The organism is Actinomycetota bacterium, from assembly GCA_040754375.1.
In the GTDB taxonomy this organism is placed as follows: Bacteria; Actinomycetota; Acidimicrobiia; order Acidimicrobiales; family AC-14; genus JBFMCT01.
The window spans coordinates 1-24,451 of sequence record JBFMCT010000019.1 but is presented as its reverse complement, the minus strand read 5'-3'; the positions used below and the strand labels follow the sequence as shown (position 1 = coordinate 24,451).

At 72.5% G+C, this 24,451-nt stretch carries 24 protein-coding genes; 4 read left to right on the top strand and 20 right to left on the bottom strand.

Features of this window, described 5'->3' with window-relative positions; genetic code table 11:
- Window positions 1-124: 124 nt before the first annotated feature.
- The 3 genes from AB1673_09765 to AB1673_09755 are packed head-to-tail and all read right to left on the bottom strand — an operon-like array spanning window position 125 to window position 2,713.
- The gene (locus AB1673_09765) at window positions 125-664 is read right to left on the bottom strand and encodes a hypothetical protein (protein ID MEW6154257.1); all 540 of its coding nucleotides are present in this window, start codon (window positions 662-664) and stop codon (window positions 125-127) included.
- 1 nt (window position 665) lies between these two features.
- Complete coding sequence (locus AB1673_09760; GenBank protein MEW6154256.1) at window positions 666-1,913, bottom strand: glutamate-5-semialdehyde dehydrogenase; 1,248 nt, start codon at window positions 1,911-1,913, stop codon at window positions 666-668.
- Complete coding sequence (locus AB1673_09755) at window positions 1,910-2,713, bottom strand: GNAT family N-acetyltransferase (protein ID MEW6154255.1); 804 nt, start codon at window positions 2,711-2,713, stop codon at window positions 1,910-1,912. Before AB1673_09755 ends, AB1673_09760 begins: the two co-directional genes overlap by 4 nt.
- Before the next feature lie 70 nt (window positions 2,714-2,783).
- Here AB1673_09755 and AB1673_09750 point away from each other — a divergent pair, with 70 nt between their 5' ends.
- Both AB1673_09750 and AB1673_09745 read left to right on the top strand, forming a co-directional pair.
- Window positions 2,784-3,989, top strand: a complete 1,206-nt coding sequence (locus AB1673_09750; GenBank protein ID MEW6154254.1) for an MFS transporter — start codon at window positions 2,784-2,786, stop codon at window positions 3,987-3,989.
- Window positions 3,990-4,066: 77 nt separating this feature from the next.
- On the top strand, window positions 4,067-4,777 hold the full coding sequence (locus tag AB1673_09745) for a hypothetical protein (protein MEW6154253.1): 711 nt from the start codon (window positions 4,067-4,069) through the stop codon (window positions 4,775-4,777).
- Between the two features lie 35 nt (window positions 4,778-4,812).
- On the opposite strand, the gene AB1673_09740 is transcribed toward AB1673_09745, so the two are convergent.
- On the bottom strand, window positions 4,813-6,006 hold the full coding sequence (locus tag AB1673_09740; protein ID MEW6154252.1) for a glutamate--cysteine ligase: 1,194 nt from the start codon (window positions 6,004-6,006) through the stop codon (window positions 4,813-4,815).
- Between the two features lie 7 nt (window positions 6,007-6,013).
- Here AB1673_09740 and AB1673_09735 point away from each other — a divergent pair, with 7 nt between their 5' ends.
- Window positions 6,014-6,820, top strand: coding sequence for a PspA/IM30 family protein (locus tag AB1673_09735; protein MEW6154251.1), 807 nt, complete (start codon window positions 6,014-6,016; stop codon window positions 6,818-6,820).
- 80 nt (window positions 6,821-6,900) lie between these two features.
- Here AB1673_09735 and proB read toward each other — a convergent pair whose 3' ends face one another.
- The 4 genes from proB to rplU are packed head-to-tail and all read right to left on the bottom strand — an operon-like array spanning window position 6,901 to window position 9,888.
- The gene (proB, locus tag AB1673_09730) at window positions 6,901-7,992 is read right to left on the bottom strand and encodes a glutamate 5-kinase (protein ID MEW6154250.1); all 1,092 of its coding nucleotides are present in this window, start codon (window positions 7,990-7,992) and stop codon (window positions 6,901-6,903) included.
- Window positions 7,989-9,233 (bottom strand): GTPase ObgE, encoded by a 1,245-nt coding sequence (gene obgE, locus AB1673_09725; protein ID MEW6154249.1) that lies wholly within the window; start codon window positions 9,231-9,233, stop codon window positions 7,989-7,991. The genes proB and obgE overlap by 4 nt, the downstream gene beginning before the upstream one ends.
- Window positions 9,234-9,286: 53 nt before the next feature.
- Window positions 9,287-9,538 carry a 50S ribosomal protein L27 gene (rpmA, locus tag AB1673_09720; protein MEW6154248.1) on the bottom strand — a complete coding sequence of 84 codons (252 nt, stop codon included), beginning with the start codon at window positions 9,536-9,538 and terminating at the stop codon, window positions 9,287-9,289.
- Window positions 9,539-9,540: 2 nt separating this feature from the next.
- On the bottom strand, window positions 9,541-9,888 hold the full coding sequence (gene rplU / locus AB1673_09715; GenBank protein ID MEW6154247.1) for a 50S ribosomal protein L21: 348 nt from the start codon (window positions 9,886-9,888) through the stop codon (window positions 9,541-9,543).
- Window positions 9,889-10,002: 114 nt separating this feature from the next.
- Between rplU and AB1673_09710 the strand changes: the two genes are divergently transcribed.
- A complete protein-coding gene (locus AB1673_09710) occupies window positions 10,003-10,485 on the top strand; it encodes a hypothetical protein (protein MEW6154246.1) in 483 nt (160 codons plus the stop codon).
- A gap of 73 nt (window positions 10,486-10,558) precedes the next feature.
- On the opposite strand, the gene AB1673_09705 is transcribed toward AB1673_09710, so the two are convergent.
- From AB1673_09705 to clpX, 12 genes are all read right to left on the bottom strand, one after another.
- Window positions 10,559-12,334 carry an Rne/Rng family ribonuclease gene (locus tag AB1673_09705; GenBank protein MEW6154245.1) on the bottom strand — a complete coding sequence of 592 codons (1,776 nt, stop codon included), beginning with the start codon at window positions 12,332-12,334 and terminating at the stop codon, window positions 10,559-10,561.
- Window positions 12,335-13,430: 1,096 nt separating this feature from the next.
- Window positions 13,431-14,150: an SOS response-associated peptidase gene (locus AB1673_09700; protein MEW6154244.1), complete on the bottom strand. Its 720-nt coding sequence runs from the start codon at window positions 14,148-14,150 to the stop codon at window positions 13,431-13,433.
- Window positions 14,150-15,304 (bottom strand): rod shape-determining protein RodA, encoded by a 1,155-nt coding sequence (rodA, locus tag AB1673_09695; protein ID MEW6154243.1) that lies wholly within the window; start codon window positions 15,302-15,304, stop codon window positions 14,150-14,152. Before rodA ends, AB1673_09700 begins: the two co-directional genes overlap by 1 nt.
- Before the next feature lie 2 nt (window positions 15,305-15,306).
- A complete protein-coding gene (gene mrdA, locus AB1673_09690) occupies window positions 15,307-17,211 on the bottom strand; it encodes a penicillin-binding protein 2 (protein MEW6154242.1) in 1,905 nt (634 codons plus the stop codon).
- 8 nt (window positions 17,212-17,219) lie between these two features.
- A complete protein-coding gene (mreD, locus tag AB1673_09685; protein ID MEW6154241.1) occupies window positions 17,220-17,732 on the bottom strand; it encodes a rod shape-determining protein MreD in 513 nt (170 codons plus the stop codon).
- A 19-nt stretch (window positions 17,733-17,751) separates the two neighbouring features.
- Window positions 17,752-18,588 (bottom strand): rod shape-determining protein MreC, encoded by an 837-nt coding sequence (gene mreC / locus AB1673_09680; protein ID MEW6154240.1) that lies wholly within the window; start codon window positions 18,586-18,588, stop codon window positions 17,752-17,754.
- A 73-nt stretch (window positions 18,589-18,661) separates the two neighbouring features.
- Window positions 18,662-19,699, bottom strand: coding sequence for a rod shape-determining protein (locus AB1673_09675; GenBank protein ID MEW6154239.1), 1,038 nt, complete (start codon window positions 19,697-19,699; stop codon window positions 18,662-18,664).
- A 106-nt stretch (window positions 19,700-19,805) separates the two neighbouring features.
- Window positions 19,806-20,216 (bottom strand): nucleoside-diphosphate kinase, encoded by a 411-nt coding sequence (gene ndk, locus AB1673_09670; protein MEW6154238.1) that lies wholly within the window; start codon window positions 20,214-20,216, stop codon window positions 19,806-19,808.
- A gap of 225 nt (window positions 20,217-20,441) precedes the next feature.
- Window positions 20,442-21,752, bottom strand: a complete 1,311-nt coding sequence (locus tag AB1673_09665; protein ID MEW6154237.1) for a Mur ligase family protein — start codon at window positions 21,750-21,752, stop codon at window positions 20,442-20,444.
- A 95-nt stretch (window positions 21,753-21,847) separates the two neighbouring features.
- Window positions 21,848-22,378 carry a hypothetical protein gene (locus AB1673_09660; GenBank protein MEW6154236.1) on the bottom strand — a complete coding sequence of 177 codons (531 nt, stop codon included), beginning with the start codon at window positions 22,376-22,378 and terminating at the stop codon, window positions 21,848-21,850.
- 204 nt (window positions 22,379-22,582) lie between these two features.
- The gene (locus AB1673_09655; protein MEW6154235.1) at window positions 22,583-23,461 is read right to left on the bottom strand and encodes a hypothetical protein; all 879 of its coding nucleotides are present in this window, start codon (window positions 23,459-23,461) and stop codon (window positions 22,583-22,585) included.
- Between the two features lie 171 nt (window positions 23,462-23,632).
- Window positions 23,633-24,451, bottom strand: an 819-nt coding sequence (gene clpX / locus AB1673_09650) for an ATP-dependent Clp protease ATP-binding subunit ClpX (protein MEW6154234.1), incomplete at its 5' end; no start/stop codon positions are given.

The following is a 24,451-nucleotide window of genomic DNA, read 5'->3' as shown; positions in this document are numbered from 1 at the left end:
CCCGGTAGGGACCGAGAGCGACCCGGAGGCCGATCACCACCGCCAGCGCGACTTGCACCAGGACCAGGCGGCGGGGCGTCTCTGCCCCGAACAACCATCGCTCGGCCCGCCTCACCCCTAGGCCCTACCGCACTCGGACCGGGCAGGTGAAGCGCAGCTCTCTGGACCACGGACCGGAGCCAGCCACGGGGCCCTCCACTGCGTAGACCCGCACCTCGGCGGCCTCCAGCCCGGCGGACGTGGCCGCTTCGGCCCACGCCTCGCACGTCGCCCGGCGTTCGGCCAGAGGGAGCCCTGCCAACCCGGCAGCCACGTGGGGAGCGCCCCGTAAACCCGCGCCCAGGTCCCCGAAGGGCACCGGCCGCTCAGCGCCCGCCCGGTCGACCGCGACCACCTCCCAACCATGGGCCCGGTCGGTGCGGACGTGGCTGAACAGGTGCCAACCGCTCAGCGGCCACAGGACCGTCCCCGTCAGCCCACAGAACACGAACAGGACCAGGAACGACCGCACGAACGAGCGGGCCACCCTGCCCGGCCCAACCACCGCCAACGGCCCTTCGGCACCCGCAGGCCCCACCAGCCCGGTCCCCGCCGGCCCGGTCCCCGCCGGCCCGGTCCCCGCCGGCCCGGTCCTCGCCGGTGCCGTCCCGCCCCCGCTGGCCACGTCAGGTCCTGACCTGGCCGTCCCCGGTCACCACGTACTTCACGGTGGTCAGCTCACGCAGGCCCATGGGACCGCGGGCGTGCAGCTTCTGGGTGCTGATGCCGATCTCGGCCCCGAAGCCGAACTGCTCGCCGTCGGTGAAGCGGGTGGAGGCGTTGACCATGACGGCGGCGGCGTCCACCTCGCGGGCGAAGCGGCGGGCGGCGTCGAGGTCTCGGGTGCAGATGGCCTCGGTGTGGCCCGACCCGTAGCGGTTCACGTGGTCGATGGCGGCGTCGAGCGAACCGACCACCGCCACCGACATCTTCAGGTCGAGGAACTCGGTGGCGAAGTCCTCCTCGGTCGCCCTCCCGATGGACGCCACCAGGGCCCGGGCCTGGTCGTCGCCCACCAGTTCCACGCCCTCGAGGGCGGTCGCTGCCCGGGGCAGGAACTCGGCGGCCACCGCCTCGTGCACGACCAGCGACTCGGCCGCGTTGCAGACCGACGGCCGCTGCGTCTTGGCGTTGACCACGATGGCCAGGGCCTCGTCCAGGTCGGCCGACTCGTCCACGTAGACGTGGCAGTTGCCGTCGCCGTCGATCACGTAGGGAACGGTGGCGTTGTCGAGGATGCTGGCGATCAGCGACGGGCCGCCCCGGGGGACCAGGCAGTCGACGTAGCCCCGCAGCCGCATGAACTCGACGGCCGCCTCCCGGCTGGTGTCCTCCACGAGCACCACCGAGTCCTCGGGCAGGCCCGCCTTGGCTACGCCCTCCCGCAGGACGGCGGCGATGGCGACGTTGGACGAGATGGCGCCCGACGAGCCCCGCAGCAGGGCGGCGTTGCCCGACTTGAGGCACAGGCCGAAGGCGTCGCTGGTCACGTTGGGACGGTTCTCGTAGATGATGGCGACCACCCCGAGGGGCACGCGTACCTTCTCGATGAGCAGGCCGTTGGGCCTCGTCCAGCCCCCGACGACCTCGCCCACGGGGTCGGCCAAGGCGGCCACCTGGCGGAGCCCGGCGGCCATCGACTCCACCCGGGCCGGGTTGAGCCGAAGCCGGTCGACGACCGTGGGCGACACCCCGGCCGTCTCGGCCGCCGCGATATCGGCGGCATTGGCCTCCAGGATGTCGGCCGACCGCTGGCAGAGCAGGTCGGCGGCCGCATGGAGGGCAGCGTCCTTGGCGCCCGTCGACGCCTTGGCCAGGGCGCGGGAGGCGGCTTTGGCCCGCCGCCCCAGTTCCTGCATGGGCGAGCTCGTCATGGGCTCAGGGTAGGCGCCGGCCGCCACCAGAGGGTGAAGCGCTGAAGGGCTACGAAGCCCATGCGTTCATAGACGGGCCGGCCGTCGTCGCTGGCCAGGAGCACGGCGGGCAGACCGGGAGCGCATGACGCGGCCACCTCGGTAATGGCCCGCCCGTAGCCCCGGCCCCGGGCCTCGGGCAGGACCGCCACCCACTCCACCTCGACGACCCCATGGGCCACGTTCGCCCCCGAGACAGCCACCGGGCGGGCCCCGCCCCCGGGCTGTTCCTCGTAGCCCGTCCACAGACGCACCTGGCCCCCGAGCAGGCGCGGGTCGACGATGGCACCGGCCGGGGGCATGGGGTAACCCTCGACCAGCACCCGGTCGAAGTCCTCCAGGTTCGACGCGGCGGTCACCTCGTGCACCCGCAGAGCGGGTGGCGGTGCCGGCGCCCGCGGGGGTGGGCCCAGGCGGGCCATGAACGGTGGGTGGCCCACCAGCTCCAGGCCGTGGCCCGACAGGTCGGGCGTGGGCCATGGCGAGACCAGCACCCAGGTGCGCTCGTCGGGGAAGAACCGGGACCCGCTGTCGACCACCTCGTCGATCGCGTCGCCGATGGGCGGCTGGAGCAGGGTGACGGCGTTGTCGAACACGAAGGCCGAGCCCGGGTCGGCGAAGGCGGCCGCGTCCGTGCGCTGGCGGCGCCCGCCCCGGGCGTCGGCCATAGCCTCCAGGCGGGAGGCGAAGGCGTACACGAACCGGCGCAGGAGGGTGTCGTCGATGCTCGTGGCGGGCTCCCAGCCCGTGGTCAGCCCCAAGCGCCCGTCCCTCCCACGCCCCAGAGCATCGCGCCCATCGCCAGCTGGATGCCGGGCGTAGCTTGACGACATGGGCCGGGGGGCGAGGGCGGAACGCGGGAGAGAGGCGGTCGAGAGCGGAGGGGCCATCCGGCGCCTGGCCGTGGCCCAGGCGGCCCACGCCGCCGGCGACGCGATGGTGGCCGTGGCCCTGGCCGACACCCTGTTCTTCGCGGTGCCCGTGGGCCAGGCCCGCGACAAGGTCGCCCTCTACCTGGTGCTGACCATGGCGCCCTTCGCCGTCCTGTCCCCGCTCGTGGGCCCGCTGCTCGACCGCTGGCGGGACTCCTACCGGTGGGCGATCGTGGTGGCGGGAGCGGCACGGGTCGGCCTGGCCGTGCTGCTCAGCACCCGCACGGGCGGGCTCAGCCTCTACCCGCTGGCCTTCGGCCTGCTGGTGATGTCGAGGGCGCACGGGGTCAGCCGCAGTGCCTTGGTCCCCGAGGTGTTGCCCCCCGAGCGCAGCGTGATGTGGGGCAACGCCTGGCTGGCGGTCGTCTCCGTGGCCGGAGGCGCGGCCGGGGCGGGGGTGGCGGCCGGGCTCAACGTCCTGAGCGGCGCCCGCCTCAGCCTCCTGGTCGCCGCCCTGGTCTTCGGGGCCTTGGCGGTGACGGCCGTGCGGCTGCCACCGGCGCGTCCCGACAGGGAGGTGAGCCGCGACAAGGACTACCGGGCACTGCTCAGTTCCCGGTTGCTGGCCGGCGGGGTGGCCATGGCCACCAGCCGGGGAGCCGTGGGCTTCCTCACCTTCCTGTTGGCCTTCGTCCTGCGGGCCGAAGGCGAGGGCGTGAGAAGCCTGGCCCTGGTCGTGGCGGCCGCCGGGGTGGGAGGCTTCGCGGGCTCCGTCCTGGCCCCTGCGCTACGGGCGGTGATGCGCGAGCCCGTCCTGCTGCTGACCAGCCTGGCCGCCATGGCCGTCACCGCCTGGTGGGCCGCGGGGTCCTTCAGTGTCACATCGGCGGCCGTGGTGGCCGCCACCGTGGGCGCCGGCACCGGTGCCGGGCGGCTGGCTTTCGACAGCCTCCTGCAGCGGGAGGCTCCCGGCCATGTCCGGGGCCGCACCTTCTCCCGCTACGAGACCATCTTCCAGCTGTGGTGGGTGGGTGGGGCGGCCGTGGCCACCGTCGTGCCCTTCCGGGCAGGGACGGGCCTGCGGGCCCTGGCCGCCCTGTGCGCCGCCGGCCTGGTGGTCTCGGCCCGGGGCCTGCTGCGCCGGCCCCCGAGGCAACCGGACTGAGAGCGTCCGTTGCTCTACCCTTCGACCGTGGCCCCCGACGACGACTGCCTCGTCACAACCGTGAGCGGCCGCCGCTGATGAACGACCGCACGCCGGCCGTGGCCAAGGCCGCCCTGTCCCCCGCCGGGCTGGCCGTAGCAGTCGCTGGGGGGGCGGTCGGTGTGCTGGCCGGTGGGGGCGTCCTGGGCGGCGTGCTGCTGGCTGTGATGGCGTGGGGCGGCTGGGTGGCCTTCACGTTCGCCCGCCGGCCCCGGGCGGAGCGCATCGACCCGTTCACCATCCAGGAACCCTGGCGCCAACTGGTCAACAAGGCCCAGTGGACGGCCCGGCGCTTCGCCGAGGCGGTGGGCCGGACCAAGGCCGGCCCCCTGCGGGAACGCCTGGAGGAGGTGCAGGACCGGGTCGACGCGGCCGTGCGGGAGGCCTGGGAGGTGGCCAAGCGGGGCCACTCGATCGACAAGGCGGCGCGGGCCATCGACCTTTCCTCGGTGCGGGCCCAGTTGGCGGCGGCCGAGCAGGCGGGCGCAGGCCCCGACCAGGAGGCCATCGTGCGCTCGCTGCGCAGCCAGGTCGAGTCGGCCGAACGACTGGCGGCGGTAGCCGAAGACGCACGTACCCGCCTCGAGCGGCTCAACGCCGAGCTCGACGAATCGGTGGCCCGGGCCGTCGAACTGTCGGTCTCGGGCGCCCACGACGGCGCGCTGGCGCCCCTCGGCACCGATGTGGAGGGCGTGGTCCACGAGCTCGAGGCCCTGCGCCAGGCCCTGGAGGAGACCGGCCGGCCTTGACCCGCCGGTGACCCGCGGGCGACCGGCGGGGCCCGCTATTGGTCGGACTTCAGCTCGGCCACCAGCGAGGCCACGACGTCGGTGAGGTCGCCGCCGGCGTCGACCACGGCCCGCTGGCGGGAGTAGCTGGGGCCCCGGTCGAGCACCTCGTGCAGGCCCGCCAGCTCGTCGCTGCACCCCAGCTCGGCGGCCACCGGGGCGAGCTGGTCGAGCAGTTCGGCCACGGCGTCGGGCAGGGCCACCTGGCGACCGGTCTCGTCGGCGATGACCATGGCCGCTGTCCCGTGGCGGGCCGCCCGCCACTTGTTCTGGCGCACCGTCCACTGCTTGGGCACCCACAGGGGGACACCGGCGTCGAGGCGCCGGTCGACCCAGTGGACCAGGCACTGGGCCAGAGCGGCCAGCCCGGCCACCTCTCTCAGCGTGGAAACCCCGTCGCAGATGCGAAGCTCGACGGTGCCGAAGTCGGGGTGGGGGCGGATGTCCCACCACACCTCGCGGATCGTCGAGATGGCCCCGGCGCTGATGAGCGTGGCCATGAAGTTCTCGAACTCCCCCCAGCCGGCCAGCACGTAGGGCAGGCCGGCCGTGGGCAGGTTCTCGAACACCGGGCTACGGCTCGACGCCATGCCCGTGTCCCGGCCCTCCCAGAACGGGCTGGACGCCGACAGGGCGAGGAAGTGGGGGATGTAGCCCCGCAGGACGTTGGCGATGGCGATGGCCTTCTCCCCCGAGCGCACACCCACGTGGAAGTGGACGCCGAAGATCTGCAGGCGCCGGGCCACCCACGCCATCTCGTCGACCAGGGCCTCGTAGCGGGGGTTGGGGCTGACCCGGGCGTCGTGCCAGCTGGAGAAGGGGTGGGTGCCGGCCGACAGGACGTCGACCCCCCGGCGGTCGCAGGCGGCGGTCACCTCGGCCAGGGTGGCGGCCAGGTCGGCGCGCGCCTCGCCGGCCGTCTCGCAGATGCCGGTGACGATCTCGATGCAGCACTCGAACAGCTCGTGCTTGGCCTTGGGGTGCTCCCCCTGGGGATGGGGCCCGCCCAGTTCGGCCAGGACCGCCGAGGCAACGCTGGCCAGCGCGCCCGTGGCCCGGTCCACGAGCTGGAGCTCGACCTCCACCCCCAGGGTGCACCTGGGCGACGCCTTGAACTCGATGTTCACTGTCGTGTCGTTCCCCTCGCCTGGGCCGTCGAACCGCGGCGCCGCCTCCCGACGCCGTAGCATCGCAGGCATGCTCAAGCTGATCCAGAAGTGGTGGAAGTACCTGACCGCCAAGCTCACCGGGTCGTTCAACGAGCGGGCCGACCCCAAGGTGCAGCTGGAGCAGGCGATCACCGAGGCCCAAGACCAGCACCGGCGGCTGGTCGAGCAGGCGGCCAACGTCATCGCCAACCAGAAGCAGACTGAGATGCGCCTCAACCGGGCCATGGAGGAGATGGAGAAGCTCACCGGGCTGGCCCGCCAGGCCGTGCGCATGGCCGACGACGCGGCCAAGGCGGGCGACGCCCGCAAGGCCACCGAGTACACGTCGTCGGCCGAGTCGTTCGCCAACCGGCTCATCGCCATCGAGCAGGACGTGGAGAACCTCAAGACCCTCCACCTCCAGGCCACCCAGGCGTCCGACCAGGCCAAGGCGGCCGTGCAGCAGAACTCCACCACCCTGCAGCGGCGCCTCTCCGAGCGCCAGAAGCTGCTCAGCCAGCTCGACCAGGCCAAGATGCAGGAGCAGGTCAACGCGGCCATGACCACCCTCACCCAGTCGGTCGGCCAGGATGTGCCCACCCTCGACGAGGTGCGCGAGAAGATCGAGGCCCGCTACGCCAAGGCCATGGGTTCGGCCGAGCTCACCGGCCAGTCGGTCGAGAACCGCATGCTCGAGGTCGAGCAGGCGGCCATGAGCAGCGAGGCCCAGAGCCGCCTCGACACCATCCGCGCCCAGCTCGGCATCGCCCCCGCAACCGCGCCCGCCCCCGAGCCCGCGGCCGCGGTCGACGCCGGTACCGAAGACGCCCCGGGCACGACCGGCTCCACCACCTGACGCACGACGGGTAGTGCTTGACCGTGGAGGCACTAGCAGGGCCGCCGCGCCAGCCGTGCCTGCCGCGTCGGTTATAGGGCTCAGCCGAAGGTGACGAGGTCGTCGCGATGGACGACCTCGTGGGGCATTCCGTCGGGCAGGTCGGCGGTACGGCGGCCGGCCACGGCCCGTAGCTGGTCGGAGCCGACGGCCACCATCCCCTTGGCGAAGACCTGGCCGGTGGGGTCGGCGATCTCGACGGCCGCCTCGGGGTCGAAGCGGCCGTCGACCGCCACCACCCCGGCGGCCAGCAGCGAGCGCCGGCCGTCGAGGAGGGCAGCCCGGGCCCCGGCGTCGACCGTGATCGTGCCCGAGGCCTTCACGGCGAACGCGATCCACAGCTTGCGGGCCGCCAGCCTGCGCTCCCGGGGCCGCACCACGGTGCCGACGCCCGCCTCCCCGTCGACGGCCCCGGCCAGGACCCCGGGCCGGCCGGCGGCCGCGATCACGACCCGTACGCCCGACCACGACGCCACCTTGGCGGCCGCCAGCTTGGAGGCCATGCCCCCGCTCCCCCGCACGGTCCCCGCGCCCGCCCCGACCCTCTCCATCTCCCTGTCGATCTCGACGATCTCCTCGATGAGCGAACCGTCCGAGCGCAGGCGGGGGTCGGCCGACAGCAGGCCGGGGGTGTCGGTGAGCAGCACCAGCAGGTCGGCCGAGACCAGGTTGGACACCAGGGCGGCCAGCAGGTCGTTGTCCCCGAAGCGGATCTCGTCGTTGGCCACGGCGTCGTTCTCGTTGACCACGGGCACCACGCCCAGCTGGGCCAGGCGCAGCAGCGTCTCTTGGGCGTGCACGTACTGGTCGCGGTGCACGAAGTCGAGGGGGGCCAGCAGCACCTGGCCGCCGATGAGGCCGTGGCGGGCCATCGTGTCGTCGTAGACCCGCATGAGCCGGCTCTGGCCGACAGCCGAGATGGCCTGGAGGGTGGCCACGTCGGCTGGGCGCCGGCCCGACAGGCCCAGGGCGGGCAGGCCGGCGGCGATGGCCCCCGACGTGACGATCACCACGCGGTGGCCCGACGACCGCAGGGCGGCCACCTCGGAGCACAGCTTGTCGACCGCGGCCAGCGCGATCTCGCCCCGCTCGTCGGTGATCGACGACGTGCCGATCTTGACGACGACGTTCAGAAGGCCCCCTCCTGGTAGTCGAACGAGAACGCCCCGATGCGCACGACGTCGCCGTCACGGGCGCCGGCCCGGACCAGGGCCCGGTCGACGCCCAGCCGGCGCAGGCGGGCGTGCACGTACTCCAGGGCCTGGGCGTCGGTGAGGTCACTGAGGGCCACGGCCCGCTCGGCCTCCCGGCCCAGGACCACCAGCGCCCCGGTCTGGTCGCGCTCCACCCGCACCCCCTCGGGCTCGGGCCGGTGGACCACGTGGCGGGCCCCGCCCACGAGGGGCTCGGCCGCCCTGGCCTCGTCCACCAGCCCGGCCATCCGCCCCACGAGCTCGGGCACGCCCTCCCCGGTGACGGCCGAGATGCGAAGGCCATCCCAGGGCGTGGCCCCGGCCACGTCGGCCTTGCTGCCCACCACCAGGCGGGGCCGCTCCAGCAGCTCGGCCTGGTAACGGCCCAGTTCGTCGAGCAGCACCCGCTCCTGCTCGGCCGGGGGCCGGTCGGCGGCCGGCCCGAGGTCGATGAGGACGACCAGGGCGCGGGCCCGCTCGACGTGGCGGAGGAACTGGTGGCCCAGGCCCCGGCCCTCGCTGGCCCCCTCGATCAGCCCGGGGACGTCGGCCACGACCACTTCCCCGTCACCGGCCCGCACCACGCCCAGGTGGGGGCGCAGCGTGGTGAACGGGTAGTCCCCGACCTTGGGCCGGGCCGCCGATATGCGGGAGATGAGGGTGCTCTTGCCCGCGTTGGGGAACCCCACGAGGGCCACGTCGGCCACCAGCTTCAACTCCAGCCGCAGCCAGCGCTCCTCGCCGACCTCGCCCTGCTCGGCGAACGACGGGGCCCGGCGCCGGTTGGACAGGAAGCGGGCGTTGCCCCGGCCGCCCCGGCCGCCCCGGGCCGCCATCCACTCGTCCCCCGGCGAGGCCAGGTCGGCCAGCAGGTCACCGTTGCGGTCCCTGACGACCGTGCCCACCGGCAAGGCGACCCGCAGGTCGCGGCCCGAAGCCCCGTGGCGGGCCTTGCCCTGCCCGTGGACGCCGTTGTCGGCCCGGCGGTGGGGATGGTCCTGGAAGGCCAGCAGCGAAGCCACCTGCACGTCGGCCACGAACCAGACGTCGCCCCCCCGCCCGCCGTCGCCCCCGTCGGGGCCGCCCTTGGGCACGTGGGACTCCCGGCGGAAGGACACCGAGCCCGCTCCCCCGTCGCCGCCCTTCACACAGACGAGCACGTCGTCGACGAGTTCAGCCATGGAAGAAAAGAGTCATCGGAGCCCCTGCCACCGGGGCCAGGGACGGCCGGTTGCTACTGGGGCAGGACGTCGACGACCCGGCGGCCCTTGCGGTGGGCGAAAGCCACGGTGCCGTCGGCCAGCGCGAACAGGGTGTCGTCGCCACCGCGCCCGACCTGCTCGCCGGGGTGGAAGTGGGTGCCCCGCTGGCGGACGATGATGGCCCCGGCCGTGACCCGCCCGCCGTCGTAGACCTTGACGCCGAGCCGCTGGGCGGCCGAGTCGCGGCCGTTGCGGGTGGAGCCGCCCCCCTTGGTCTTGGACATCTCTAACCCTCCTGGGCCGTCGAGGTCTGGGACGAGCCAGTCGCCGAGATGGCCGTGACCTCGATCGTCGTGTACTTCTGGCGGTGGCCCCAGCGCTTGCGCTGGTTGGACTTGTTCTTGTAGGTGAAGCCCCGGATCTTGGGGCCCTTGGCCTCTCCGACCACCCTGGCCCGCACCTCGGCGCCGGCCAGGTCGGTGGCCGCAGCCACCACCCGGGCTCCGTCGACGACCAGGACGGGCGTGAAGGTCACGTCGCCGCGGCCGCCCGCCAGCGTCAGCAACTCGACGTCGACCCGGTCGCCCTCGGCCACCCGGTACTGCTTGCCACCTGTTCGGATCACTGCGTACACAAGGGGGCAGCGTACCGCACCGGTGGGCCGGCCCATGTCCGTGCTCGGCGCCCACGGACGGTGTAGGGTCCCGGTGCTCCGATCAGGCGATTCTTCGACACAGGGGGAGGTCCGATGGCGGACCAGGTAGCTACCAAACGGCGTTCGGCCTTCGTGGCCATGCTCTTCGCCGCATCGTTGGCGGCCGGCATCGGCGTTACCGGTCTCGGCGCGGGCGCCGTGCCCGAGCCCCCCGGCTGCACCACGCTGCAGGCGGCCTATGTAGAGGCCACCGACCCGGCGGTCATCGCCACCCTCGAGGCCCAGATGATCGGCCGTGGCTGCACCGTGCCCGAGACGACCACGTCGACGGCCCCCACCACGTCCACCTCCACCTCGTCCACCTCGACCTCGACCTCCACCTCGTCGACGTCGACTTCCACTTCGACGTCCACGTCGACCACCTCGACGAGCACGACGACGACCACCACGCCCAGCACCCGCTGTGCCGCCCTCCTGTCGCACTACAACAGTGCCAGCAGCCCGGAGGTGGCCGCCGCCATCGCCCAGATCATGGTGAGCTCGGGCTGCTCGTCGCCCAACGGCAGCCCCACGTAGACCTTGTAGGCGTCAACCCGATCCGACCACAGGCCCGCCACCCGGCGGGCCTGTGGTCTTTCTGGGGGCGCTCTCAGAGCAAGGTGTCGTCGAGAACGATGCCCCGGCCTGCACAAGTGGGGCACGTGGCCGAGAACGACTCGACAAGGCCTTCGGAGACCCGCTTGCGGGTCATCTCGACCAGGCCCAGCTCCGACATCTCGAAGACCTGGGTGCGGGTCTTGTCCCGGCTGAGGGCGTCCTTGAAAGACCGCACCACCTCTTCGCGGTTGCGGCGGACCTCCATGTCGATGAAGTCGATGACGATGATGCCGCCGACGTCGCGCAGCCGGAGCTGGCGGGCGATCTCCTCGGCCGCCTCCAGGTTGTTGACGAACACGGTGTCCTCGAGGTTGGACGAGCCGACGTTCTTGCCGGTGTTCACGTCGATGACCGTGAGGGCTTCGGTGCGCTCGATGATTATCGAACCGCCCGACGGCAGCCACACCTTGCGGTCGAGGGCCTTGTGGAGCTGCTCGTGGACGTGCTGGCGCTCGAAGATAGGCAACGTGGGGTCGTCGTAGAGCTCGACCCGGTCAGCCAGCTCGGGGATCAAGGCCTCGATGTAGTCCTTGACCTCCTGGTAGAGGACCGGGTCGTCGAGGATCACCCCCCGGTAGTCCTTGTTGAACTCCTCGCGGATGACCCGGACGGCCAGGGTGGGCTCGCGATAGAGCAGCGAGGGCGCCCGCGACTTGGCGGCCAGGGCCTCGATCTGCTGCCACTGGCGCTGCAGCCGCTCGATGTCACGCCGTAGCTCCTCGGCCGTCGCCCCCTCGGCCGCGGTACGGACGATGAGCCCGTGGCCCTTGGGCCTCACCTCGTCGAGGATGCGCCGCAGCCGCTTGCGCTCGTCGTCGGCCAAGCGCTTGGAGATCCCGTAGGTCGTGCTCCGGGGGATCAGGACGACGAACCGGCCGGCCAGGGAGACCTCCTGGGTGAGCCGGGCGCCCTTGTGCCCTATCGGGTTCTTGGTGACCTGGCAAAGGACACCCTGGCCGGGGCGCAGGAGCTGTTCGATCCGAGCGGCCGCCGGGGCCGCGCCCTTCTCCTCGACGTCCTCGGGGTCGTACTGCACGTCGCCCCGGTAGAGCACGGCATTCTTCGGGGTCCCGATGTCGACGAAGGCGGCCTCCATGCCCGGCAGGACGTTCTGCACCCGGCCCAGGTAGATGTTGCCGTGGATCTGGGCGGCGTCGTCGGCCGGACGCGACACGTAGTGCTCGATGAGGCTGCGGCCCTCGAGGACCGCGATCTGGGTGGCATGGGGACGGGAGTGGACGCACATGAGGTAGCGCCCGATGGGCTTGCCCTTGCGCTCCCGGCCTCGCCGGCGCTCCAAGGTCTCCTCGTCGAGCACGACCGGAGAACCGCCGTCGGCCCCCGGCGTTCCGTCGACGAACTGGGGGCCGCGGTCTCCCCGGCCACCCCGGGAGCCTCGCCGTCTCCGGCGCCGTCCGCCCCCGCCATCCTCGCTGTCGCCCTCGGCCACCCGCCCGCTCTTGGGCCCGGCCGGAGCCGGGGCCGGGGCCGGCCGGGTGTCGCCGATCCTGGGCTTGCGGACCAGGGCCCGCTCGGCCGCCTCGGCCGAGGGACGACCTTCCCCGGGTGGGTCGGGTAGCTCGTCGGGGTTGCGGCTGGCCCCGGGGGCACGGGCTTCGCCTCCTGTCCCGGCCGACCGGCGGGACCGCCCCGCTCCCCGCGAGCGCGAACCGGAGGGTGAACGAGCGGGACCGCCCGCACCCCCGGTCGCCGAGCCTTGGCCGTCACCCTCGCCCCGGTCGCCGGCCGTACCGGCCGCCCCGGCCACTGCTGCGCCGGGGGCCGAGCCCGCCCGCCGCCGGTTGCCACCCCCGTCCCCGGGGCCGGGCCGGGGGGCGTTGGCTCCCCCAGGGCGGGTCCCCCGGTCGCGGGCATCGCTGTCATGGGCATCGCTGTCGCGGGCATCGCTGGCGCGGGCATCGTCGTCAGTGGCATCGCCGTCACTATCGCCGTCGGCCGGACCGGCGCCGGCCGGGCCGGCGGGCCGGCGGTTACGCCCGCCCCGCTTTCCTCGCCTCCGGCGACGGGGACCGGGGCCGGCGTCGGGCGGCCCACCCGATTCCCCGCCAGCTCGCTCCGACGGACCGGCGGGCCCTTGAGCGCCGCCGCCTACACCGCCGCCTACGCCCTCGCCGGCATGGGCCTCAGGTGTGGGTAGGGGGGCCGGCCGGGTGGCCGGAGGGGGCCCCGAAGAGCCTGGAGAGACTGGAGCGGCCGCCGGTGCCGGCGCGGGCGGAGCCGCAGCCGGGTCGCGAGGCAGGGGGGCCGGTGTGGGGTCGGACATGGGATGCGTCCCTTCTGAAGGGGCACGCGCCGGGGCGTGCGGCGCGCCCGTCGCCGGCCCCCGGGGGCGAGCCCGGGGGCGCGCCGGCGCGCCATGTCGAGGGGGTAAACCGGAGGGGGCGACTGCAACCGGGGAGGTTGCCCGTGGGGGGTGCCCCGTCCGGCGTTGTGCGATGTTGCTGAGCAGGGGTGGGTGCCGGGGCCCGACGAAGGACGTGGCAGACCGCGGAAAGGGTCGGAAGGTGAGGTCCGGCAAGGCGGGACGCTGCGACCGGCAGGAGTCGGTAACCGGCCACCCGGGCGACGCTCACACTTCGCGGCGTCGACCCGCGCGCTCCGTCACCACCCCGTGCCCACCGGCCGAGTGCCTGCACCTTGGCCAGGACCGGCAGGGCCCGAGACCAGAGGAGCTTCATCAAGACGGGCTGAGTATACCGGCCGGGGCCGGCCGGAAGTGGCCCACGGGCGCGAGAAGCTCGGCCCGGGGGCTCTCCACTGGGAGCCGACCGGCCGAGTGGCACCTATAGCCGGCCCCAATCTCGTGCCGAGCCGGCCGCTCTCCCCTGCGCCAAGCTCCGGGGTCAGCCGAAGAGGCGGAGGGGCTCCGGGCCGTCGGGCTCGTCGTAGGGCTCGACGAGGCCAGGGCCGTCGTTACGGGCGTCCCCCACCCGGGGGCTCACGCGGTGGCTGACGAGCGTGCCCGCGGGTGCCGGGCGGACGAGGGCCGACAGCTCGGCGGGGCCCAGCACCCCCGCCGACAGCCACTCGTCCAGCTCGGCCGGCCCCAGCACCGCCGGCATCCGGTCATGGACGCCCTCGATGTCCGGCCCGGCGCCCGTGGTGACAACCGTGGCCGCCCGCGGGGGACCGGTCCGGCCGGCAGTGGCGGCCGCCGAGGCCGCCGGTACCTCGCCCCGCCACGGCTCCCACAGGCCGGCCAGGGCCAGGGGCCCGCCGTCGGCCCGCCGGAACAGAAAGGGGCGGCGCCCGCCGTCGACCTTCTCCCATTCGTAGAAGCCGTCGGCGACGACCGCCAGCCGCCGCTGGCGCAGGGCGGGCGCGAAGATCCCGTTGGACGCGATGGTCTCGGCCCGGGCGTTGAAGAACCGGCCCCGCAACCCCCACACGTAGTAGTCCAGCTCCCGGCCGTCCGGGTCGGTGGCCGCCACCCCCACTACCGGGCAGGTCGGCGCGATGTTCCAGCTCGGGGCGTAGGAGCCGGCCAGCACGGGGCTAGCCGCCGCGTCGAACAGCTCGGCCAGGGCGTCCAGGGGACGGGCGAGCGTGACCCGGCCGCACATCAGGTGAACCGCCGCATGTGGACGTTGAGCACAAGGCCGATGGCCGCGAACATGGCCAGGAGGGACGAGCCCCCGTAGGAGACGAACGGCAACGGGATGCCGGCGATGGGGGTGATGCCCATGGTCATGCCGATGTTCTCGAATATCTGGAACAGGAGCACGGCCAGCACACCGACGCACAGGAGCGTCCCGAAGTCGTCCTTGGCCAGGCAGGCTGCTCGCCACGTCCGCCACATGACCAGCCCGAACAGGGCCAGCAGGGTGGCCGCCCCCAGGAAGCCGAGCTCCTCGCCCACCGCCGTGAAGATGAAGTCGGTGTGCTGCTCGGGCACGAACGACAGGTTTGTCTGGGTCCCCTGGAACACGCCTTTGCCGGTCAGGCCACCGGCGGCGATGGCGATCTGGGACTGGCGCAGGTTGTAGGCCGACCGCTGGGGGTCGCCGGCAGGGTCGAGGAAGGCCGTGAGCCGGTCGAGCTGGTACTCCTGGAGCATCCCCAGTTGGAACACGGCCACCACCCCCACGAGCCCCACGGCGGTGAGGGCGCCGATGTGGCGGGGGCGGGCGCCGGCCACCAGGAGCAGGCCCATGAGCATGGCCACGAAGACCATGTTGGTGCCCATGTCGGGCTGCATGGCGATGAGGCCCATGGGGACGGCGGCCAGCGCCAGGGCGGTCAAGACCTGCGGGCCTTCGAGGCGGCCGCGGTGCACCGACAGGTAGGCGGCCAGCACGATGATCAGCCCTACCTTGGCCGCCTCGGACGGCTGGAAGTCGAGCGGCCCGACCTGGAACCAGGCGTGGGCGCCCCGGGCAGCACTGCCCAGGGGGGTGAGCACGGCCAGGAGGGCCACCACGATCACGACCCAGATCACGGGCGCCACGTCGCGCATGGCCCGGTAGTCGATGAACATCACGACGACCATCACCACCAGCCCGATCGCCGCGAAGGTGGCCTGGCGCTTCAGGAAGTTTTGGGGGTCGAGGCCGGCAGCCGCCTGCTGGGAGCGGGTGGACGAGTAGATCATCAGCAGGCCGATGGCGGTCAGGCACAGCACCGATACCAACAGGACGATGTCTAGGTGGCGCTGGGGAGCACCCGCGTCCCGCCCTCCCCGGGCCGTACCCGCGGAATAGCGCGTGGTCACGGCCATCGTCAGTCCCGCCCCGCCACCCGGGCCACCGGCCCCGGCGGGTTACCCACGAGGCCGTCGAAGATCCTCCGGGCCACGGGCGCGGCCGCCGAGGAACCGAACCCTGATTCCTCCATGACCACAGCCACGGCGTAGCGGGGGTCCTCGATGGGACCGAACCCGACGTACAGGGCCGTGTCCTGCTTGCCGGCGACCTCGGCCGTTCCTGTCTTGCCGGCCAGGGAGAACCGTGAGAGGGGGAAACCGGCGAAGGCGGCCGACGCCGTGCCCTCCTCGTCGGAGACCACCCGGCGCAGGCCGGCCATCACGGCGTCGCGGTGGCCGTTCTCCATGGCCGCTTTGGAGTGCTGGCGGCCCTCGATGGCTCGGCTCGTCCCGTGGACGACGTCGCGGACGGCCCCCCCCACCCGGGGCACCCATACGGTCCCCCCGTTGGCGAACGCCGAGTAGGCGTTGATTAGCTGCAAGGGAGTGACCACCAGGTCACCCTGGCCAATCGACAGGTTGATGTTGTCGCCCGTGAACCACTCCCCGTACGGGAAGGCCTCGGGGTTGGCCTCGTGCAGCTTCTGCTTGGACTCGGGGTCGGGCACCCGGCCCTCGGCCTCGAACGGCAGCTCGACGTCGGTGATGCGCCCCATGCCGAACGACCGGGCCGTCTCCTGGATGGGGTAGGGCTTGCGGGGGTTGTCGAGCTTGGCCCCGAGCTCGTAGAAGTAGACGTCGCTCGACAGGCTGATGGCCCGGGCCATGTCGACCCGCCCGTGGGCCGTTCCGAAGGCGTTGCGGAAGACCGTGGGCGGGTCACCCACGGCGATGCTGCCGTTGTCGATGATGGTGGTGTTGGCCGCGATGGCCTGGTTGCTCAGGGCCGCGATCGCCGTCACCAGCTTGAACGTCGACGCCGGGGCGTACAGGCCCTGGAGCGCCCGGTTGTTCAGCGGGTAGTGGTTGGCCGGGTCCTGCAGGAACTGGAAGTGGCTGGTGCTTATCCCGTTGGCGAACGTCGTGGGGTCGTAGGTCGGGTACGAGGCCATGGCCAAGATGGCCCCGTCGCGGGGGTCCTGGACGACGACCGAGCCGGCCGGGGCCAGGAACCGCTTGAGCTGGTCAGGGTCCCACGTCTGGCGGGCCGTCTCCAGGCCCTGGCGCAGCGACTCCTCGGCCAGCGCCTGGACGTCGATGTCGATGGTCAGCACGACGTCGTGACCGGGCACCGAGGGCTGCTTGCCCAGCGAGCGCAGCACCCGGTCGCGGGAGTCGACCTGGAGCTTCTCGACCTCGGGCTGGCCCCGCAGGGCCTGCTCGTAGGCCAGCTCCACCCCCGACTTGCCGATGGAGTCGCCCGGCCGGTAGCCCTGGTTGCGGCGGGGCTCCAGCTCACGATCGTTGATCGCGCCCACGTAACCCAGCACGTGAGCGGCCAGCTCGCCGTGGGGGTAGTGGCGCTGGGTGAGCTGCACGACGTCGACCCCGGGGAACTCGGCCTGGTGCTCACGCAGGTAGACGACCTGCTCCTTGCGGACATCGTCGGCCACCGGGGCGGGCCGGTACTGGCTGAAGCGCAGGTCGTCGACGCGGCGCTGGAGCTCGGCCGGGTCCTTGCCCAGGTAGGCGCCCAGGCGGGGCAGGAGGTCGGGGTCGCGGGCCACGGCCACCCGGTCGACGACCACCGTGGGCACGATCCGGTTCTCCACGAGGACGTCGCCGTTGCGGTCCAAGATGCGTCCCCTGGGAGCTTCGGTGTAGACCAGCCGGACGCTGTTGGCCTGGGCCTCGACCTGGAAGTCGGGGGCGACCAGCACCTGGAGGTACCACAGGCGGGCCAGCAGGGTGGCGAACAGCGAGAGCACGACTACGCCCAGGATCCCCAGGCGCAGCCGGGACGAGTCCCTCGTCGAGGACATGACCCGGTTCATTCGACGTAGGCCCGTCCCGGGGAAAGGCCGGCGGCCGCCCACCGCACGAGGCGCACCACGGGCGCAGCCAGCAGGGCGTTGAGGACAGCCACGACCAGCATGATCGTGGGCAGGCGGCCCGTGAGCAGGCCCCGCTCCCCGATCATCGACCCGATGAGGGCGTAGGCGGCCACCCCCAGGGAGCTGGCCACGAAGGCCACCACCCCCGGGAACCACCACGCCGACAGGAGCAGGCCTCCCTTGGCGATACCCACCGCGTAACCGGTGAGGGTGAACACCAGGGCGGACAGGCCCAGGGGCGTGGGCAGGACGAGATCGGCCAGCACCCCCGAGGCGAAGCCCACGGCCGCCCCGAGGCCGGGGCCGGCGGTGAGGCCGGCGGCGATAGCGACGAGCAGCATGAGGTCGGGCATCACCCCCGCGATGCGCAGGCTCGGGAAGACCGTGGTGTGGACGACCAAGGCGAGCAGGAGGACCAAAGGTACCCGGAAGCGGACGTCGGCCAGCATCACCTCGCGCCCGCACGGGTCACGGGCCCTGGCCCCACAAGAGGACCTTCACGAACTCGAGGCGGCCCAGGTCGACGGCCGGGTCGACTCGGATCTCCTGTTGCACGGCACCGGGCGGCCTGTCGGTCGAGCGCACCGTGCCCACCGGGATCTCGGGCGGGTAGGGACTGCCCTCCAGCCCGCTGGTGACGACTGCCTCACCCGGGGCGACCGTGGCTGTGGCCGCCACGAAGTCGACCTTGAGGGCCTCGGTGGCCCCCGACCCCGTGGCCACGCCCACCTCGCCCGAGCCGGTCATGCGCACCCCGACGCTGGCCGAACGGTCGGTGATGAGCTGGATGGTCGCCCGGGTGCGCGACGTCTCGAGCACCCGCCCTACCAGCCCACCCCCGGTCACCACCGGCATACCGACAGCCAGCCGGTTGTCCGACCCCCGGTCGATGACGATCGTGTTCTGGAAGTTCGACGGTGACACCGAGATGACCCGGGCCGCCACCCCCGGCACCGCGGCCGCGACGTCGAGCCGCAGCAGCTCGAGCAGGGCCTGGCGCTCCCTCTCGGCCCCCTCGTTGGCGAGCTGGCTGCCCCGGAGGGCGTCGAGGTCGGCCCGCAACCGGGCGTTCTCCTGTTGCAGGGACCGGTAGCGACCGATGCCGCCGAAGAAGTTGCCCACCGGTTCGAGCACCCGGGAGGCGGCCGCCTGGACGGGGGCCAGGGCGTCCCGGGCCGCTCCCCGCACCGAGTCGAGGCTCCCCCCGTCGACCCCCCGGTAATCGAGCGTGATGGCCGTCACCGAGGTAAGGACGAGCAGCACCAGCAGGAACCGGTGGCGTCGGGAACGCCGGTAGACGGCCACCAGGCGTTACCGGGCCGGATCTGGGTGGTTCGGAGCGGAAGCGGCCCGCTGGCGGGGCGCGGCGGGTAGAGGTCTACCGCTCGCCTGAGTTCGCCAGCACCTGCCGAAGGACATTGAACTCCTCGAGGCATTGTCCCGATCCGATGGCCACGGAGTGGAGGGGGTTGTTGGCCACCACGATAGGCATGCCTGTCTCCTGGGAGAGACGCACGTCGAGGCCCGTGAGCAGGGCACCGCCGCCCGTGAGCACGATCCCCTGCTCCATGATGTCGGCCGCCAGCTCGGGCGGGGTCTTGTCGAGGGTCACCTTGACGGCGTCGACGATGGACGCCACCGGTTCCTCCAGGGCCTTTCGCACTTCCTCGGTGGAGATCACGATCGTCTTGGGGAGCCCGGTCACCAAGTCGCGGCCCCGGATCTCGGCGTAGACCTCCTGCTCGAGGGGGTAGGCCGAACCCAGGGCGATCTTGATCTCCTCGGCCGTGCGCTCCCCCAGCGCCAGGCTGTACTCCTTCTTCACGTACTGGATAACCGCCTCGTCGAGCTCGTCGCCCCCGATGCGCTCTGACTTGGAGACGACGATGCCCCCCAGGGAGATGACCGCCACCTCGGTGGTGCCGCCGCCGATGTCGACGACCATGTTGCCGGTGGGCTCGTGGACGGGCAGGCCAGCCCCGATGGCCGCGGCCATCGGCTCTTCGATGATGAACGGTGTCTTGCGGGCCCCGGCGTACTCCGCCGCCTCCTGCACGGCCCGCTTCTCCACCCCGGTCACGCCCGAGGGGACGCAGATCACCATGCGGGGCTTGGCCCAACGGCGCTGGTGCACCCGCTGGATGAAGTAGCGCAGCATCTTCTCGGTGATCTCGAAGTTGTTGATCACCCCGTCCTTGAGGGGGCGGACGGCCTGGATGTGGTTGGGCGTCCGCCCGATCATGCGCTTGGCCTCGAGGCCCACGGCCAGGGGCCGGCCGTCGCGCACGTTGACGGCCACCACCGACGGTTCGTTGAGCACGATCCCCCGGCCCCGCACGTAGACCAGCGTGTTGGCGGTACCGAGGTCGACAGCCATGTCACGGCCGAGGAATGCGGAGAAGAAGTTGTCCGTCATGCGAGATGGGGCTCCCGGCACTGTGGGCCCGGCGCGGGCCTTCCCAGAGGCTAGGCCCATCGGGCCCAAAGCTCAACCCCTGGGACGGGACTGCCCCCGGGGGCGGTCAGGGCAGGCCCGGGAAGAACAGCTCGATCTCGCGCGCCGCCGACTCGGGGCTGTCGCTGGCGTGCACCAGGTTCTCGGTGCGCTCCACCGCCAGGTCGCCGCGAATGGTCCCCGGCGCGGCCTCGCGGGGGTTGGTGGCCCCGACCATCAGGCGCACGACCTTGTAGGTGTCCTCCGGGCCTTCGACCACCGCCACCAGGGCCGGGCCTCGGGTTATGAAGGCCACCAGGTCGTCGTAGAACGGCTTGCCGGCGTGCTCGGCATAGTGGGTGGCAGCCGTGGCCGCGTCGATGGTGCGCAGCTCGGCCGCCACCAGGGCCAGGCCCTTGGCCTCGAACCGGCGCACGATCTCACCGACGAGGCGGCGTTCGACGGCGTCGGGCTTGCAGATGACAAGGGTGCGGTCCACGGGGGCCGCAGGCTAGCGCCTCAGTAGCGGCCCCTCGAACGGCCGTCCGATCGGCCCACGGGTCACTGACGCCTACCTCGCCGCCCTGGGCCGCCACCGCGGCGGTCTGCTGGCGACCTTCGACACCGGGCTCGTGGCCCTCCACCCCGACGTTGCGACCGCCGTCCCCGTGGCTCCCGTCACCTCAGGGCCGCCAGTGGGCCGGACGCGAAAGGCACGAGCCTCCTAGCCCAGAAGCCAGGAACGGGCCGCGCCGACCACGTAGAGCGAGCCGGTGATCAGCACGAGGTCGTCGGTGGTCGCCTCCGAGAGCGCCATCTCGACCGCCTCCTCCACCCCGGTGGCGACGCGGCTGGCGGTACCCAACGACTCGGCCGCGGCCGCCACCTGCTCGGGAGCCAGGGCCCGGGGTGAGGGTGGCGGGCAGGCCACGACCAGCCGCGCCCGGCCCGCGCCCATGGCTTCGAGCATCTCGACGGGGTCCCGGCCGGCGACCATGCCCACGACCAGGACCCGGGGCTGGGACGTGCCGAAGGCCTCGTCGATGGCCTCGGCCGCAGCCGCCGCCCCCGCTGGGTTGTGGGCCCCGTCGAGGATGCGCAGCGGTCCGTGGCCGACGACCTCGAGCCGCCCCGGGACCTTCGCCCCGTACAGCGCAGCGTCAACGGTCTCGTGGGCCAGCGGGACCCCGAAGAAGGCGTTGACGGCCGCCACCGCCGTCGCCGCGTTGTCCCCCTGGAAGCGGCCGTGGGCGGGCAGGAAGACGCCCCGGTAGGTCGCCCCCGGAGAGAACAGGTCGAGCGCCCGGCCCCCGACGGCCAGGCGGTTGGCTGTCCACCCGAAGTCACGGCCCCTGCGCCACACCGCGGCACCCACGTCGGCCGCCGCGGCTTCGAAGACGGCTGCCAGGTCGTCCACCGTCTCGCCCAGCACGAGTGTGCAGCCAGCCTTGATTATCCCCGCCTTCTCGCGGGCGATGTCGGCCAAAGCGGGCCCGATGGTCTCGGCGTGGTCGAGGGCCACGTTCGTGACGACCGCCACCTGGCCGTCGGCCACGTTGGTGGCGTCCCACCGACCGCCTAGGCCGACCTCGAGCACCGCCACGTCGGCGGCCACGTCGGCGAACCACCGCAAGGCGGCTGCCGTGAGGATCTCGAAGTGGGTCAGCCGGCCCTCGTCCGGCTCCACCAGCGGCTCCAGGGCGGCCACCGAGGCCAGCGCTTCGGCCAGGGCATCGTCGGCGATGGGCTGGCCGTCCCACGCCATGCGCTCGTTCACGCGCTGGAGGTGGGGGCTGGTGTATGTGCCCACCGACAGGCCCTGGGCACGCAGAAGGGCCGTGACCATGCGGGCCGTGGAGCCCTTGCCGTTGGTCCCGGTTATGTGGACGACCGGGTAGGCCGACTGGGGGTCGCCCATGAGGGCCGTCAGCCGCCGCATGCGGTCGAGGCGGCGGGCGGCCGCCAGCCCCGAGCGGTCGGCCTCGAAGTTGACGTGGTCGGCCAGCCAGGCCAGGGCGGAGGAGATGTCGGTCACGGGCGCGCACACTCAACCACCGATGAGGGCCGGCGCGAAAAACCGGCGGCCCCCCACGCTCATCGGAGCAGGGAGACCGCCGGTCGAAACCGGGTTCAGGACGCCCGGCGCTGCTGGGCCAGCTCGAAGGCGTGGTGGGCACGCTGGCGGGCGACCTCGGCCGCGTGCTCGACCTGGGGGCGGTGGGCCTCGGCGAAGCCAACGGCAGCCACCTGAGCCCGCCGGGCAGCCTTCTCGACCTTGGGCCGGGCCGACTTGCCGGCCGCCTTGGCCGCCGCCCGGGAGGCCTTGGCCGCCTTGTGGGCCGCCTTGCTAGCCGCCTTCTGGGTCTTCTTGGCCTTGCGCCCGATCACGGGACCGGCCGCCTTGGCCGCCTCCATGACGGCCGCCGCCTTGAGGGCCTTGGCCAGCTTGCGGCTCTTGCGGCTGAGCCGGCGCGACGCCCGGCGGTCGAGCAGAAGGCCGGTCAGCCCCCCCACGGCCGCCGCCCCGACGGCGGTGGTCGCCGCCTTCTTCACGATGCTCTCGGTGCCCGGTTCCTCGTCGGTGCGCCGCATCGACTTCACGACGACCACGGCTCCCCCGGCAGTCCCGGCTAACAGTGCGTACTTCACGGCCTTGCCCATGAGCTCCTCCTGCGTCGCGTGGTTGAACCGCGGGCGCGAGCGCGCGTCAATACTTATCCCCCTGGGCCAGCGCGGGAAACCGCGATCCGCGAGGGGTGGGCGGGCCGTGACCTCGCGTCGGGCTTCCCCCGAACTGAACAGAGTGTCGATCGAGAGGCCCGAACAAGCGGCCTTCACCGTCTTCCCAGAGCCTGGACGGGTTGCTCACGGTCCCGCTCTCGTGATTGCCGCCTTGAGCAAGGCGACGTCGTCGCTGCGCCGTAGCAGGGCGGCCTCGACTTCGGCCCCGACGAGCGGCCACGCAACAGCGTGGAGCTGGGACCTCTCCTCACATCCTCGGAACAACTGGTACATCGCGTGCTCGTCGCGTGAAACACCGGAGAGATCGTCGAGGTCGGCCGCCATCGCCTTGGCCTCGATCAGCCTGTACGCCTCCCCCGGGTTCGCGACGCGGTGACCTGCGTCGGCCGCGCAGCGCACCCATCGGGCGAGGGCGGAAGTGACCTGGGGCGCAGCGAAGACCGCAGCGATCGAATCCTCGCGGACGACACTCGTGAGGAACTGGATCCTCAGTGCCGTAGCCAGGTCGCCGTAGACCTCGACGAGGGCGTGGGCATCGCAGCCGTCGATCCCGACGGAGATCTCCGGGCGCTCTCCGAACGACTCCCGCCGGCCACCGTGACCATCCACAGCGGCATACCAGGCATTCCGGTAGGCCGGATCCTGCGTGGCAAGAAAGGCTGCGCTCGGGTTGCTGATCGCCTGGCGGTACTCCGCCTCAGTTGCGGCGAGGCCGAAGTTGCCCGTCGTGGCTGCACCCGGCGCCAGGCCGAAGGTGAGGTTGCGTTCCCGAGCGGCTCGTGCCAGGCCGACCGTGTCCGCAGGAGCCAGGTCGAATCGGAATCCTCGCTCGACCATGCAGTCCCGTGTGCGCTCGTTCTGGACCGCGTGGAGGCGTTCGATGGCGTCGGTGCCCCCGAATGCATCAAGGACCCCGAATGGGTCACTGTTGGCGAACTCGAGGGGAGGCCCTGCCTTGGCGCCCGGGCCCTCGCCGCCACACGCAGCGCCGAGGGCCACCATCGCAATGGCAACCCACGATACCCCTCTACGTGCTCTCGCGGGAATGGTCAGGTCGCGCCGGTCCCGGGCCGGGAGGGCGAACCAACCGCAGCCGCCCCTTCATGCACTTCCCTGCGTTCTCGCCGGTGCCAGCTCGCCATGGTCTGCGGCAGGTCGAAGGCCGCGGCGCGATCAGGAAGCGGCGCGGCGGGGGCGGGGGGTGGAGGTGCGGTCGGACTCGCCTCGGGGCACGAGGGTCGGGTTGACCTTCTTGAGCACCACGGAACGGTCGATCACGCACTTGCCGATGTCGGACCGGCTGGGCAGGTCGTACATCACGTTGAGCAGGACCTCTTCGAGGATGGCCCGTAGGCCACGGGCGCCCGTGCCTCGCAGCAGGGCCTGCTCGGCCACCGTCTCCAGGGCGTCCTGGGTGAGCTCCAGCTCCACCCCGTCGAACTCGAAGAACTTGCGGTACTGCTTGATCAGGGCGTTCTTGGGCTCCATGAGGATCCGCACGAGCGCCTCTTTGTCGAGGTTGGACACCGCCCCGATGACCGGCAGCCGGCCCACGAACTCGGGGATCAGGCCGAACTTGAGCAGGTCCTCGGGCAGCACCTGGGCCAGGATGGCCCCCAGGTCCTTGTCGTTGGCCCGGCGCAGCTCGGCCCCGAAGCCCACGCCCTTGTGACCGATGCGGCTCTCGATGATGCGCTCCAGGCCGGCGAACGCCCCACCGCAGATGAACAGGATGTTGGTCGTGTCGATCTGGATGAACTCCTGGTGGGGGTGCTTGCGTCCCCCCTGAGGGGGTACCGAGGCGGTGGTCCCCTCCAGGATCTTGAGCAGGGCCTGCTGCACGCCCTCACCCGACACGTCACGGGTGATCGACGGGTTCTCGCTCTTGCGGGCGATCTTGTCGATCTCGTCGATGTAGATGATGCCGGTCTCGGCCTTCTTGACGTCGTAGTCGGCGGCCTGGATCAGCTTGAGCAGGATGTTCTCGACGTC

What these genes read in the sequence shown, in the direction of transcription:
- AB1673_09735 (MEW6154251.1), top strand. Translation starts at nt 6,014, where the DNA reads ATGCTCAAGCTGATCCAGAAGTGGTGGAAGTACCTGACCGCCAAGCTC.
- AB1673_09745 (MEW6154253.1), top strand. Translation starts at nt 4,067, where the DNA reads ATGAACGACCGCACGCCGGCCGTGGCCAAGGCCGCCCTGTCCCCCGCC.
- mreD (MEW6154241.1), bottom strand. Translation starts at nt 17,732, where the DNA reads ATGCTGGCCGACGTCCGCTTCCGGGTACCTTTGGTCCTCCTGCTCGCC.
- AB1673_09750 (MEW6154254.1), top strand. Translation starts at nt 2,784, where the DNA reads ATGGGCCGGGGGGCGAGGGCGGAACGCGGGAGAGAGGCGGTCGAGAGC.
- AB1673_09760 (MEW6154256.1), bottom strand. Translation starts at nt 1,913, where the DNA reads ATGACGAGCTCGCCCATGCAGGAACTGGGGCGGCGGGCCAAAGCCGCC.
- AB1673_09740 (MEW6154252.1), bottom strand. Translation starts at nt 6,006, where the DNA reads ATGCTACGGCGTCGGGAGGCGGCGCCGCGGTTCGACGGCCCAGGCGAG.
- obgE (MEW6154249.1), bottom strand. Translation starts at nt 9,233, where the DNA reads ATGGCTGAACTCGTCGACGACGTGCTCGTCTGTGTGAAGGGCGGCGAC.
- AB1673_09700 (MEW6154244.1), bottom strand. Translation starts at nt 14,150, where the DNA reads ATGTGCGGCCGGGTCACGCTCGCCCGTCCCCTGGACGCCCTGGCCGAG.
- AB1673_09660 (MEW6154236.1), bottom strand. Translation starts at nt 22,378, where the DNA reads ATGGGCAAGGCCGTGAAGTACGCACTGTTAGCCGGGACTGCCGGGGGA.
- AB1673_09655 (MEW6154235.1), bottom strand. Translation starts at nt 23,461, where the DNA reads ATGGTGGCCCTCGGCGCTGCGTGTGGCGGCGAGGGCCCGGGCGCCAAG.
- rodA (MEW6154243.1), bottom strand. Translation starts at nt 15,304, where the DNA reads ATGGCCGTGACCACGCGCTATTCCGCGGGTACGGCCCGGGGAGGGCGG.
- AB1673_09675 (MEW6154239.1), bottom strand. Translation starts at nt 19,699, where the DNA reads ATGACGGACAACTTCTTCTCCGCATTCCTCGGCCGTGACATGGCTGTC.
- AB1673_09710 (MEW6154246.1), top strand. Translation starts at nt 10,003, where the DNA reads ATGGCGGACCAGGTAGCTACCAAACGGCGTTCGGCCTTCGTGGCCATG.
- rpmA (MEW6154248.1), bottom strand. Translation starts at nt 9,538, where the DNA reads ATGTCCAAGACCAAGGGGGGCGGCTCCACCCGCAACGGCCGCGACTCG.
- mrdA (MEW6154242.1), bottom strand. Translation starts at nt 17,211, where the DNA reads ATGTCCTCGACGAGGGACTCGTCCCGGCTGCGCCTGGGGATCCTGGGC.